The organism is Phaeobacter sp. JH20_34 (assembly GCF_048056095.1).
Classification (GTDB): domain Bacteria; phylum Pseudomonadota; class Alphaproteobacteria; order Rhodobacterales; family Rhodobacteraceae; genus Phaeobacter; species Phaeobacter bryozoorum.
On sequence record NZ_JAYMWT010000021.1, the window covers coordinates 562143 to 574250 of the forward strand.

Here is a 12108-nt window from a genome sequence, read left to right on the forward strand (position 1 = left end):
CATCTTTCTCCAAATACTCTCGCCGAAGGCCTTGCTACCGCCCACAGGGCGGCAGCAATCAAATGCCCCGTCGCGCTTGTCAAACCGGGGCCTCCTCGGGCAGAACGACAAGGACCAGTTTCAGGGGACAGAACACGTGACACAGGAAACAATGATTGCCGTCATCGGCGGCTCGGGCCTCTACGACATCGACGGGCTGCAAAACGCAGAATGGGTCTCGGTTGAGACGCCCTGGGGGGCGCCCTCGGATCAGATCCTGACCGGCGACCTCGATGGTGTGAAAATCGCCTTCCTGCCCCGCCACGGGCGCGGCCATGTGCATTCGCCAACCGAAGTGCCCTATCGGGCCAATATCGACGCGCTGAAACGGCTCGGCGTCACGGATGTGTTTTCGATCTCCGCCTGCGGCTCCTTCCGCGAGGAGATGGCGCCGGGGGATTTTGTCATTGTCGATCAGTTCATCGACCGCACCTTCGCGCGCGACAAGAGCTTTTTCGGCACCGGCTGCGTGGCGCATGTCAGCGTGGCCCATCCGACCTGCGAGCGGCTGTCCGATGCGGCAGAGACCGCGGCGCGGGACGCGGGCATCAATGTGCATCGCGGCGGCACCTATCTCTGTATGGAAGGGCCGCAGTTCTCCTCCATGGCCGAAAGCAAGATGTACCGCAGCTGGGGCTGCGACGTGATCGGCATGACCAATATGCCGGAGGCCAAGCTCGCCCGCGAGGCTGAGCTTTGCTACGCTTCCATCGCCATGGTGACGGATTTCGACAGCTGGCACCCGGATCATGGCGCGGTGGAGATCACCGACATCATCGCCACCCTGACCGGCAATTCCGCCAAGGGCCGTGCGCTGGTGCAGCGGCTGCCTGCGCTGCTGGGGGCGACCCGCGAGGCCTGCCCGCATGGCTGCGACCGCGCGCTGGAACATGCCATCATGACGGCGCCGGAAAAACGCGATGCCGCGCTTCTGGCCAAACTGGATGCGGTTGCCGCACGGGTTCTGGGCTGACCGGCTGCCGGGGCCGCCGAGGCGGCCTCGGCATACCGACCGCCCGGTCTGGTAACGGTTGATTATCGCCTCCGCCGCTGGTTCCGAAAGGCCACAGCCGCGCCGCTTGAGAGCAGCCACCCCATCCGCCCCCTTGCCTGCGCCAAGAGCATCAGCGACATATCATTGGTCGCGTCGCCCGCTAGGGGCCGCAGGCGCCAGAGATCAGACGACCCATTCCAGACGACCAAAAAGGGGACACCCCATGGCCCGCAAGACTGCTGTCAAAGACTACATCCGCACCATCGTGGATTTCCCCCATGAGGGCATCATGTTCCGCGATGTCACCACGCTGTTTGCCGATCCGCGCGGGTTTCGCATGGCAATCGACCAGATGCTGCACCCCTATGCGGGCGAGCAGATCGACAAGGTTGTCGGGCTTGAGGCGCGCGGTTTCATCCTTGGTGGCGCCATCGCCCACCAGCTAAGCGTCGGTTTTGTGCCGATCCGCAAAAAGGGCAAACTGCCCGGCACCACCATCAGCCAGGAGTACAAGCTGGAATATGGCGAGGCGATCATGGAGATCCATGACGACGCGATCCAGCCCGGAGAGAAGGTTCTGGTGGTCGATGACCTTCTGGCCACCGGCGGCACCGCGGCGGCGGGCATCAAGCTGATCGAGCGGCTTGGCGGTGAGATCGTCTCCTGTGCCTTCATCATCGACCTGCCGGAGCTTGGCGGCCGCAAGGTGCTCGAAGATCTGGGCATGGATGTCACCGTGCTCTGCGAATTCGAAGGCGCCTGAGCCTCTGCAAATAGGGTTGGATCACCCCTTGATTGCAAAGAGCATCCAGCGTTCAATCACATAATTGTGAGTGGAAATTCTAAAAGCGCGCGGCTTAGGCGGCGCGCTTTTCTTGTCAACATGCAGGTGGCGGAAACCCGCCAGATCCAAACCGCAGACCTCGCCGTAATACCGACAATGCCGACACAGGCAGGTAACCCAGACAGAGGACTGTACTCATGATCCGCAAGACACTTCTGACCGCCGCCGCCACGCTCGCCATGACCACCTCGGCTTTTGCCGGTGGTCACGCAAAGGACATCGTCGACACGGCTGCGGGTGCCGGTGATTTCTCGACCCTGATCGCCGCAGTTGAAGCTGCTGGCCTGGTCGACACCCTGAAAGGCGACGGTCCCTTCACCGTGTTTGCCCCGACCGATGCCGCCTTTGCCGCCCTGCCCGAGGGCACCGTCGAAGAACTGCTGAAGCCTGAAAACAAGGACAAGCTGATCGAGATCCTGACCTACCACGTGGTGCCGGGCAAGGTGATGTCCGGTGATCTGGTCGATGACATGAAGGCCGCCACCGTTCAGGGCAGCGAAATCACCATTGATCTGGACAGCGGCGTGATGGTCGATGAGGCCAAGGTGGTGACCGCCGATATTGAGGCTGAAAACGGCGTCATTCACGTCATTGATACCGTGATCATGCCCTGAGCCTACGGGTGGGTCGGCCAGCGAAGCGGTTCGCGCGGCCACCACCCACAGGTGGCGTGAACGCAGCCCGGCGATCTTTTTCCTTTCGGATCGCGGGATGCCTCAGCGCCACCATCGGCAGCGGCGGCCCGAGACGTCGCTGCCGAGACCCTTTGCAACAACAGCAGCCTTTAGGCCTCTCTCCCCCGGTAACAGGCGTTATTATCGTTGCAGCATGTCGGCGCGTCTCCTAGCGTGCCGACATGTCTACATCCGCAATCCTCGACAGCCGCTACTCCTGGACCAGACTTCTGGTGACGCTGGCCATTGCCACCGTCGCCAATGTCGGCATGTGGGCGGTGATTGTGGTGATGCCTGCGGTCGAAGCCGAGTTTGGCGCAGGCCGTGCGGCGGCGTCGCTTCCCTATACATTGACGATGATCGGCTTTGCCGTTGGCAATCTGGTGATTGGCCGTCTGGTAGACCGGTTTGGCATCACGCTGGCGCTCTGCGCGGCGGCGGCGCTCAGTGCGGTGAGCTACGGGCTGGCGATGCTGGCGCCGGATATGCTCTGGCTGTCGGCGGCGCATCTGTTTTTGGGGCTTGGCACGGCAGCGGGGTTTGGTCCGCTGATCGCCGATATTTCGCATTGGTTCCAGCGGCGGCGCGGCATCGCGGTGGCGCTGGTGGCCAGTGGCAACTACCTCTCCGGGGCGATCTGGCCGACCGCCCTTGCCGATATGCTGGCCGAAAGCGGCTGGCGCAGCGTTTACGCCACATTGGCAATGGTCACGCTGCTGGTGGTCGTGCCTTTGTCTGTGGTGCTGCGGCGGCGCATCCCGGTGGACGCCCTGGGCCACAGCGCAGCCGCATCCGCCAGCAACGCGGCCCGGGCCGGGCTCTCTCCGCGCCAGCTCCAGTGGGTTTTGGGGCTGGCCGGTATTGGCTGCTGCGTCGCCATGTCGATGCCGCAGGTCCATATCGTGGCCTATTGCGTCGGGCTGGGCTACGGCCCCACGGTGGGCGCCGAGATGCTGTCGCTGATGCTGCTCGGCGGCGTGGTCAGCCGGGTGATTTCGGGGCTGGTCGCGGATCGGTTCGGCGGCGTACGCACGCTGCTGGTGGGCTCCATCCTGCAATGTATCGCGCTGTTTCTATACCTGCCCTATGACGGCATGGTCTCGCTTTATCTGGTCAGCGCCATCTTTGGCCTGGCGCAGGGCGGGATCGTCCCCAGCTATGCGCTGGTGGTGCGGGAATACATGCCCCCGGAAGAAGCCGGAACGCGAGTTGGTTTCGTAATGATGATGACCATCCTCGGCATGGCGCTGGGAGGCTGGATGTCCGGCTGGATCTACGACGTCAGCGGGTCCTATCAGCTGGCCTTTGTGAACGGGATCCTGTGGAACGGGCTCAACATCGCGATCATGGTGCTGCTGCTGATGCGCAGCCGACCGGCGCGGCCCCGGATGCAACTGGCCTAACGACGGTACCACCACTGCCTAATCTGCCAGTGGCACCACCGCGCCGGGGTTCATGATGCCATGCGGATCAAGCGCCTGTTTGATCGCCCGCATTGCCGCCAGTTTGACCGGATCGCCATATCGCGCCAGATCGGCGACCTTCAGCCGCCCGATACCATGTTCGGCGCTGACCGAGCCGCCGTAATCATGGGTCAGATCATGGACGCAGCGTTTCACCTCGTCGCGCAGATGCTCATAGGCGCTGCGGTCCCGCCCCTGCGCCGGAAAGACATTGTAATGCAGATTGCCGTCGCCCAGATGGCCAAAGCAATTGATCCGCATATCTCCCAGGGCCGCCAGACGCTTGCCACCTTCGACAATGAAATCGGGGATGCGCGAAATCGGGATCGAGATATCATGGCTGGAGACCGAGCCGATGCGGCGGTTGCCTTCCGGGATATGTTCGCGCACCGACCATAGCGCCTGCCGCTGCGCCTCAGACTGGGCGATGACGCCATCGCTGCTCAGCCCCGCTGCCAGCGCCGTCTCAAACAGCTGCGCCAAGGCATCCTGCGGGGCGCTGCCCTGCGGCAGTCCAAGATCAATCAGCACGCACCAGTCCGGCAGGTCGCCGAAGGGCAGCCGCAGATCTGGCAGGGTTTCGCGCAGGAACTCAAGCCCCTGCCGGTGGATCAGTTCGAAGGCGCTGATCGTCTCGCCCAGCTGGTCCCGCGCCATCGCCAGCAGATCAATCGCCGCCGCGGGCGAGGCCACTGTCAGCATCGCGGTGCCCTGTTCGGCCGGAATCGCGGAGAGTTTCAGCGACGCGGCCGTGATAATGCCCAGCGTGCCCTCGGCCCCGATCAGCAGGTTGCGCAGATCATAACCGGTGTTGTCCTTGCGCAGGCGGCTGAGGCCCTGCCAGATCTCGCCGGTTGGCAGCACGGCCTCCAGCCCCAGACAGAGATCGCGGGCATTGCCGTAGCGCAGCACATTGACGCCGCCCGCATTGGTCGACAGGGTGCCGCCGATGCGGGCGGTGCCCTCGGCGGCGAGTGACAGTGGGAACAGTCGGCCCGCTTCGGTGGCGGCGCGCTGCACGTCGGCCAAGATCATGCCCGCCTCAACCGCGATAACGTTCTCCTGCGGGTAAACTCCGCGCAGGGCGGTCATGCGCTCCAGCGAAATCACCAACGGCGCCGGCCCCCCGGCCCCCATGATCTGCCCGCCAACAAGCCCGGTGCCGCCGCCATAGGGCACCACCGGCACATGGGCTGCATGGGCTGCCCGCAGCAGCGTTGCGACCTCGTCGGTGCTGCGCGGCAGGGCGATGACCCCCGCCTGCCCGTGATAGCGGCCACGCGGCTCTTCCAGATAACGCGGTTCAGCCGGGCGCAGGGTATCGGCAGGCAGCACCGCGCGCAGATGGTCGACAAAACCGGTGTCCGCAGGGTTCAGGGTCATACGCATCTCTCCTAATGCCGTGCTGTGGGGTCGGCCCTCGCGTTGACCGCGCGCGCCGCGGCCTCAGGCCTGGCCGACCTGCGTGCGTCCGCGCCGGTCATGGCGCAGGGAAGCATATAGAACGTGGGTACGCCAGCGCCCGTTGATTTGCAGATAGGATTGCGCCACACCTTCATATTTGAAGCCCGCACTCTCCAACAGCCCGCGCGAGGCGGCGTTTTCCGGCAGACAGGCCGCCTCGATCCGGCTGAGGTCCAGCTTGGTAAAGGCGTGATGCACCACGGCCCCGATCGCCTCACGCATATAGCCGTGGCGGGCAAAGGGCTGACCGGTCCAATACCCCAATGTGCCCGCCTGCGCAGGCCCACGACGGATATTGTCGAGGGTGATTGCCCCGATCAGCAGCTGATCGCTGCGCCGGATCAGGAACAGCGGCAGCGCCGAACCGGAGCTGACCGCCCGGCGCGCCCAATAGACCCGATTGGTGAAGCTCTTGCGGCTCAGGTGATCCGCCGCCCAGCTCGGTTCCCACGGGGTGAGATAGCCCTGGCTGTGCTGGCGCAGCGCCGCCCAGTCGCGAAAATCCGCATGAACCGGCGGCCTGAGGGTCAGGCGTTCGGTCTCGATACGCACCTTGCGTCCGGTCAGCAACATCAGGCCGCGCGCCTCTCCTGCAGAGCGGCCAGCGGGGCGGCGTCGCCCACCGGACCATAGAGCGCCAAAGCCATCGAGGCGCGGTGGGCCATCTCTTCGGCCATGGCGCGCACATCGGCAGTGGTCACCGCGTCGATCCGCGCCACGGTCTCCTCAAGCGGCGGCACCTTGTCCCAGATCTGCACCAGACGGGCCAGCCGTTCGGCGCGGTTGGTGGGGCTTTCCAGCCCCATCAGCATCCCCGCCTTCATCTGCGCCCGCGCCCGGTCCACCTCGGCGTCGCTCATATCGCTGGCGGCGCGCTTCATCTCGTCGATGGTGATCTGGGCCAGTTCGTCCAGCTGATCGCCGGAGGTGCCTGCATAAAGCGTCAGCGTGCCGGTATCGGCATAGGCGCCGGTCTGGGCAAAGATGGTGTAGCACAGCCCGCGTTTTTCACGCACCTCCTGGAACAGGCGGCTCGACATGCCGCCCCCCAGTGCGCTGGAGTAGATCTGCGCGGTATAGATCGCATCGTCGCGGTAGCCCGGCCCCTCAAACGCCAGTGCGATATGGGCCTGTTCCAGCGCCTTTTCATGGCGCGCCTCACCGCCCGTGAAGCTGGCCGCTGCGGGCATAATCAACGTCTTGGGGGGCATTTTGCCAAACAGCTCTTCGGCCAGTTTGACAATGGCGTCGTGATCCACCGCACCGGAGGCTGCAAGGATCATCTGGCCGGGGCCATAATGTTCCGAGACAAAACGTTCCAGATCTTCGCGGCCAAAGGCCCGCACCCGCTCGGCGGGACCAAGGATGGTGCGGCCAATGGGCTGATCGTGATAGCTTTCTTCCTGAAGCCAGTCGAAAATCACATCATCGGGCGTATCCAGCGCCTGACCGATTTCCTGTAGGATCACGCCACGCTCAATCTCGATCTCGCGCGGGTCGAACACCGGGTTCAGAACGATGTCGGCCACGACATCCAGCGCCAGCGGTACATCCTCCTGCAACACGCGGGCGTAATAGGCGGTCACTTCGCGGCTGGTGTAGGCGTTGATATAGCCGCCAACATCCTCGATCGCCTCGGCAATCTCCAGCGCGCTGCGCCGCTTGGTGCCTTTGAACGCCATATGCTCAAGAAAATGAGCGATGCCGTTCTGCTCGATCCGCTCGTTCCGCCCGCCTGCGGTCACCCAGATGCCGATGGCGGCAGATTGCAGCCCCGGCATGGTTTCGGTGACGATCCTGAACCCGTTGGCGAGTTGGTGCTGTTGAACTGTCAATTCGCGATGTGCTTTCTGATATGTGTCTCAAGAGTGGTCAGATCATTGGCGATCCGCGTCACCCGCTCCGATCTGTCATACAGATCTGCCATGCGCGGGGGAAGAGGCGGATGAACGCCGCTGGCAGCCTCGACCGCAGCCGGGAATTTCGCCGGATGGGCGGTGGCCAGAGTCACCATCGGGACCGATGTGTCACGCTGTTCATTGGCGACTTTCACGCCGATGGCGCTATGCGGGCAGAGCAGCTCGCCCGAGGCGGCGCGTTCGGATTTGATGGTGGCGGAGGTTTCCTCCTCCGAGCAGCGACCGGACACGTAATGCTCCTGCAGGGCCTGCATGGCGCCCTGGCTCACCTCGAAACCGCCTGCCTTCAGCTCCTCCATCAGCTGAGCCACTGCCGCGCCATCTTGCCCGTAGGCATAGAACAGCGCGCGTTCAAAGTTAGACGAGACCTGGATATCCATCGACGGGGAGATCGACGGAATGGTTTCGCCCTTGTGGTAGCCCTGCCCGCTCAGGCAGCGATGCAGGATATCGTTCTGGTTGGTGGCGACCACCAGCTTGTCGATGGGCAGGCCCATCTGCTTGGCGATGAAACCTGCAAAGATGTCGCCGAAATTGCCGGTCGGCACGGTGAAGCTGATCTTGCGCTCCGGCGCGCCCAGCGACACGGCGGAGGTGAAGTAATAGACCACCTGTGCCAGCACGCGGGCAAAGTTGATCGAGTTCACGCCGGCCAGTTTCACCTCATCGCGGAAGTCGAAGTCGTTGAACATATCCTTCAGCGCGGCCTGGCAATCGTCGAAGTCACCATCCACGGCAAGCGCATGCACATTGGCATCGGTGGGCGTGGTCATCTGGCGGCGCTGCACCTCGGACACCCGGCCATGCGGATAGAGGATAAAGACATTGACCGCATCCAAGCCACCAAAGGCCTGGATCGCCGCCGACCCGGTATCGCCGGAGGTGGCGCCGACGATGGTCACGCTGTCGCCGCGCCGTTTCAGGGCGGTTTCAAACAGCTGGCCGATCAGCTGCATCGCGAAATCCTTGAACGCCAGCGTCGGACCGTGAAACAGCTCCAGCAGGAAATGGTTCGGCGCCAGCTGCACCAGCGGCGCGCGGGCGGCGTGGCCAAAGCCGTCATAGGCGCGGGCGATGATGCCGCGGAATTCCTCATCCGTGAAGCAATCCCCAAGGAAGGGGCGCATCACGCGAAAGGCGACCTCCTCGTAGGAGAGACCGGCAAGGGCCGCGATCTCATCCTTCGACATGGTCGGGATTTCCGCGGGCACGTAAAGACCGCCGTCACGGGCAAGCCCGGTCAGCATGGCGTCTTCAAAGGTCAGCTCGGGCGCCTGGCCCCGGGTCGAGATATATTTCATCGCTTCAGCCTTCGGATTTGGGGCGCGAGCGCCACAGGAAATAAGTGGTCATCGCGGCCCAGATAAGGGCCAGCGAAAACCAGGTGATCGCGTATTGCAAGTGATTGTTCTGAATGCCCGCCGTGGTCACCGGCTGTGGTGTCACCGCTGCATCTGGGGCGACGCTGCGGGCCACAATCAGCACCGGTTCAGTGTCGAGCCGCTCTGCCATATAGGCCAGATCGCGGGCATAGAGGATATTGGTGTCAACTTCGGGGGCCGGTGTGGTCCAGTCGCCTTCATCCGGCCACAGCAGGTTGCCGGTAACCGTGACCGGACCAAACGCGCGCGCGCGCTCCTTGGCGGCGGAGGCAATGAACCCGCGGTCCAGAAGCAGGCGGCGGCCCTCCTCCGTCACCAGAGGGGCGATGATGCGATAGCCGGTCTCTGCCGCCTTGGTCACCCAGAAGACATGAAGTTCGCCCGGCTCGATCCGACCGCCGACGGTGACGGCACGGTAACGGTCGTCTTCCTCGGTCGGGGTCAGCGGCAGCGCCGTCGGCGCAGCGGCGATGCGCGCCTCGATGGTCTGAAGCAGGTCTTCTTTCCACTCCAGTCTCTGGATCTGCCAGATCCCCAGCGACAGCAGCGCCATGAGGCCCAGACCGCCAACAAGGGAGAGAAAGATCAACCGTCGCATCGCGCCGTCCTTGCGAATGAGAAAGCGCGCGGAGCATGGCTCCGCGCGCTGCATGTCTTACGGGGTCAGGTCGGGATTCGAAACCTTAAACCTGTACCCGTTACAATTCGGGCGATGCCCTTAGTGGGCGAGACCGGCGGTGCCCCAGACGTAGACCGCCACGAAGAGGAACAGCCAGACCACGTCAACGAAGTGCCAGTACCAGGCGGCGGCTTCAAAACCCACGTGCTGCTCGGGGGTGAAATCCCCCTTCATCGCGCGGATGAGGCAGACGGTCAGGAAGATGGTGCCGATGATCACGTGGAAACCGTGGAAACCGGTCGCCATGAAGAAGTTCGAGTAGAACTCATCGCCGCCGAACTGCCAGCCTTCGTGCAGCAGGTGGGCATATTCATAGCCCTGCAGGAAGGTGAAGAAGATGCCCAGAACGATGCCGATGGCCAGACCCTGGATCAGCGCCTTGCGGTCGTTGTTGTGAACCAGCGCGTGGTGCGCCCAGGTCACCGCACAGCCCGACAGCAGCAGCACCAGCGTGTTGATCAGCGGCAGGTGGAAAGCATCGACCGGGTAGATCTCGGGCGCTGCATAGGCGGTGCCGACATAGGTCTCCATCGGGTAGATCGCATGTTTGAAGAACGACCAGAACCAGGCGAAGAAAAACATCACTTCGGACATCACAAAGAGGATGAAGCCATAGCGCAGGCCGATCCGCACCACCGGGGTGTGATCCCCCTGGCGTGCCTCGGCGACAACCTCTGCCCACCAGGCATAGGCGCTGTAGACCACCATGACAAAGCCGCCCCAGAACGCATAGGCGGTGATCCCGTGCATCCACAGAACCGCACCGAACAGCATGATGAACGTGCCAAGCGAGCTGAGCAGAGGCCAGATCGACGGCGGAAGAATATGATAGTCGTGATTTTTAGCGTGCGCCATTTAAGTGTCCCTCACCAAAGCGGCCTAGTTCGTGTTTGTGCCTGCCCCGGCTGTATCACCGGTTTCAAGGGCGGCATACCCTTCTGGCAGATCGATTTCATAGAATGTGTACGACAGCGTGATCGTATGCACGTATTTTCCGTCACGATCCTCGACAATTTCGGGATCGACAAAGAAGGTCACGGGCATTTCGACCCGCTCCCCCGGTTGCAACACCTGCTCCTCAAAGCAGAAGCAGGCAATTTTCTCAAAGAAGGCACCAGCCGAATAAGGCGTCACATTATAGGATGCCTGACCCGCGACCGGGCGGTCGGTGGGGTTGTAGGCCTCGTAGAAAGCCAGCCCTGTCTCGCCGATCTTGATCTTCATCTCACGCTCAACCGGGGTGAATTCCCACGGCATGTTGCGTTCCTTGGAGGCGTCAAAGCGTACGGTGATGGTCTGATCCAGAACGGTATCCGACCCCTTCTCGGCAACGCCCGTCACACCGCCAAAGCCGGTCACCCGGCAAAACCAGTCATAGAACGGCACCGATGCCCAGGCGAGGCCGCCCATCAGGACAACAACACCAACCAGCTGTACGACGGTTTTCTGTGGTCCCTGCAATGCCATCAGCCCTGCCCCTCACTCTGCTCTGCGGCGGAGGTGTTCGGGAATTTGAACCCCGCCGATGTGACCTTGACGATGGTCAGCGCCAGCACCAGCACCACAAAAGACCCCAGCAGAACGCCGACGCCGATATTGCGTCCCTTACGTCTCTGGTGCAGCTCATGTTCTTTGCGCAGGCTCATATTACCAGCCTCCCAATCCGTAGGGTTTCAGAACCGCCTCGGCCAGGATCGCGCCAAAATGCAGGAACAGGTAGAGCAGCGACAGCTTGAAGAAACTGCGCTCCACCTTGAAGTTGTCGGCCTCGCTGTCGTCTTCATCGCGGCGCGAGATCTTCCAGGCGCCATGCAGGAACAGCGCGTTCAGCACCAGCGCCACCACCAGATAGATCGGGCCACCAACGCCGGAGAAGGCGGTGCCAACAGCCAGCAGGGCCAGCAGGGCGGTGTAGATCAGAATATGTTTGCGGGTCGACCGGCGGCCATGGGTCACGGTCAGCATCGGCACGCCCGCATCGTCATAATCCGAGCGCATGAACAGCGCCAGCGCCCAGAAATGCGGCGGTGTCCACATGAAGGTCAGAGCAAACATCAGCCAGGGTTCAACGGCCATGCTGCCGGTCGCCGCAATCCAGCCGATCACCGGCGGGAAGGCCCCCGCGGCACCGCCGATGACGATATTCTGCGGCGTCGCCCGTTTCAGCCACATGGTGTAGATCACCACATAGAAGAAGATGGTGAAGGCGAGGAACGCCCCGGCAAACACGTTGGTCGCCAGCGCCAGCATGATCACCGACAGGCCCGACAGCGCCAGCCCCAACGCCAGTGCCTCGCCCGGTTCGACCTTGCCCGCAGGGATCGGGCGGCTCTTGGTGCGTTTCATCACCTGGTCGATATCAGCGTCCCACCACATGTTCAGCGCGCCGGAGGCACCGCCGCCGATGGCGATGAACAGGATGGCGCTGAAACCGATAACAGGGTGCACCCCGACCGGCGCGGCCAGCAGACCCACCAGCGCCGTGAACACCACCAGAGACATGACACGCGGTTTGAGCAGGGCAAAATAATCCCCGAACTCCGCGTCCCCCTGCTGGACGGTGCTGGCGTTGATGCTTGCGTCAGTCATGGTGCTCTCTTTTGATCGTGAACAATCTTTGCCAAAGCGGGCGCGCGACGTGGCGCGGCCC

At 63.0% G+C, this 12108-nt stretch carries 13 protein-coding genes; 4 read left to right on the forward strand and 9 right to left on the reverse strand.

What is annotated here, in order from left to right; all coding sequences use genetic code 11:
• The first annotated feature begins 136 nt into the window (after positions 1–136).
• From VWZ81_RS17275 to VWZ81_RS17290, 4 genes are all read left to right on the forward strand, one after another.
• Positions 137–1012, forward strand: coding sequence for an S-methyl-5'-thioadenosine phosphorylase (locus VWZ81_RS17275; RefSeq protein WP_416543174.1), 876 nt, complete (start codon positions 137–139; stop codon positions 1010–1012).
• A gap of 244 nt (positions 1013–1256) precedes the next feature.
• Positions 1257–1796 (forward strand): adenine phosphoribosyltransferase, encoded by a 540-nt coding sequence (locus VWZ81_RS17280; RefSeq protein WP_008563170.1) that lies wholly within the window; start codon positions 1257–1259, stop codon positions 1794–1796.
• 218 nt (positions 1797–2014) lie between these two features.
• Positions 2015–2491, forward strand: coding sequence for a fasciclin domain-containing protein (locus tag VWZ81_RS17285; RefSeq protein ID WP_416543173.1), 477 nt, complete (start codon positions 2015–2017; stop codon positions 2489–2491).
• A gap of 242 nt (positions 2492–2733) precedes the next feature.
• Positions 2734–3954: a CynX/NimT family MFS transporter gene (locus VWZ81_RS17290; protein WP_416543172.1), complete on the forward strand. Its 1221-nt coding sequence runs from the start codon at positions 2734–2736 to the stop codon at positions 3952–3954.
• An 18-nt stretch (positions 3955–3972) separates the two neighbouring features.
• Here the strand turns inward: VWZ81_RS17290 and VWZ81_RS17295 are convergent, their stop codons facing one another.
• The 9 genes from VWZ81_RS17295 to cyoE form a co-directional block, all read right to left on the reverse strand.
• The gene (locus VWZ81_RS17295) at positions 3973–5397 is read right to left on the reverse strand and encodes an FAD-binding oxidoreductase (RefSeq protein ID WP_416543171.1); all 1425 of its coding nucleotides are present in this window, start codon (positions 5395–5397) and stop codon (positions 3973–3975) included.
• 63 nt (positions 5398–5460) lie between these two features.
• Positions 5461–6051, reverse strand: a complete 591-nt coding sequence (locus tag VWZ81_RS17300; protein ID WP_260105589.1) for a GNAT family N-acetyltransferase — start codon at positions 6049–6051, stop codon at positions 5461–5463.
• Positions 6051–7313 (reverse strand): M16 family metallopeptidase, encoded by a 1263-nt coding sequence (locus VWZ81_RS17305; protein WP_416540593.1) that lies wholly within the window; start codon positions 7311–7313, stop codon positions 6051–6053. Before VWZ81_RS17305 ends, VWZ81_RS17300 begins: the two co-directional genes overlap by 1 nt.
• Positions 7310–8698, reverse strand: coding sequence for a threonine synthase (thrC, locus tag VWZ81_RS17310; RefSeq protein ID WP_416543170.1), 1389 nt, complete (start codon positions 8696–8698; stop codon positions 7310–7312). Before thrC ends, VWZ81_RS17305 begins: the two co-directional genes overlap by 4 nt.
• A gap of 4 nt (positions 8699–8702) precedes the next feature.
• Positions 8703–9377, reverse strand: a complete 675-nt coding sequence (locus tag VWZ81_RS17315; protein ID WP_416543218.1) for an SURF1 family protein — start codon at positions 9375–9377, stop codon at positions 8703–8705.
• A 120-nt stretch (positions 9378–9497) separates the two neighbouring features.
• Positions 9498–10313 carry a cytochrome c oxidase subunit 3 gene (locus tag VWZ81_RS17320; protein WP_340544658.1) on the reverse strand — a complete coding sequence of 272 codons (816 nt, stop codon included), beginning with the start codon at positions 10311–10313 and terminating at the stop codon, positions 9498–9500.
• A 24-nt stretch (positions 10314–10337) separates the two neighbouring features.
• Complete coding sequence (locus tag VWZ81_RS17325; RefSeq protein ID WP_340544656.1) at positions 10338–10925, reverse strand: cytochrome c oxidase assembly protein; 588 nt, start codon at positions 10923–10925, stop codon at positions 10338–10340.
• Positions 10925–11104 (reverse strand): hypothetical protein, encoded by a 180-nt coding sequence (locus VWZ81_RS17330; RefSeq protein ID WP_014873724.1) that lies wholly within the window; start codon positions 11102–11104, stop codon positions 10925–10927. The genes VWZ81_RS17325 and VWZ81_RS17330 overlap by 1 nt, the downstream gene beginning before the upstream one ends.
• A gap of 1 nt (position 11105) precedes the next feature.
• Positions 11106–12047 carry a heme o synthase gene (gene cyoE, locus VWZ81_RS17335; RefSeq protein ID WP_340544654.1) on the reverse strand — a complete coding sequence of 314 codons (942 nt, stop codon included), beginning with the start codon at positions 12045–12047 and terminating at the stop codon, positions 11106–11108.
• Positions 12048–12108 lie beyond the last annotated feature (61 nt).

Bases quoted from the DNA above. Each gene is read 5' to 3' on its own strand.
- VWZ81_RS17290 (WP_416543172.1), top strand. From the start codon at position 2,734: ATGTCTACATCCGCAATCCTCGACAGCCGCTACTCCTGGACCAGACTT.
- VWZ81_RS17295 (WP_416543171.1), bottom strand. From the start codon at position 5,397: ATGACCCTGAACCCTGCGGACACCGGTTTTGTCGACCATCTGCGCGCG.
- cyoE (WP_340544654.1), bottom strand. From the start codon at position 12,047: ATGACTGACGCAAGCATCAACGCCAGCACCGTCCAGCAGGGGGACGCG.
- VWZ81_RS17300 (WP_260105589.1), bottom strand. From the start codon at position 6,051: ATGTTGCTGACCGGACGCAAGGTGCGTATCGAGACCGAACGCCTGACC.
- VWZ81_RS17320 (WP_340544658.1), bottom strand. From the start codon at position 10,313: ATGGCGCACGCTAAAAATCACGACTATCATATTCTTCCGCCGTCGATC.
- thrC (WP_416543170.1), bottom strand. From the start codon at position 8,698: ATGAAATATATCTCGACCCGGGGCCAGGCGCCCGAGCTGACCTTTGAA.
- VWZ81_RS17315 (WP_416543218.1), bottom strand. From the start codon at position 9,377: ATGCGACGGTTGATCTTTCTCTCCCTTGTTGGCGGTCTGGGCCTCATG.
- VWZ81_RS17325 (WP_340544656.1), bottom strand. From the start codon at position 10,925: ATGGCATTGCAGGGACCACAGAAAACCGTCGTACAGCTGGTTGGTGTT.
- VWZ81_RS17280 (WP_008563170.1), top strand. From the start codon at position 1,257: ATGGCCCGCAAGACTGCTGTCAAAGACTACATCCGCACCATCGTGGAT.
- VWZ81_RS17285 (WP_416543173.1), top strand. From the start codon at position 2,015: ATGATCCGCAAGACACTTCTGACCGCCGCCGCCACGCTCGCCATGACC.
- VWZ81_RS17330 (WP_014873724.1), bottom strand. From the start codon at position 11,104: ATGAGCCTGCGCAAAGAACATGAGCTGCACCAGAGACGTAAGGGACGC.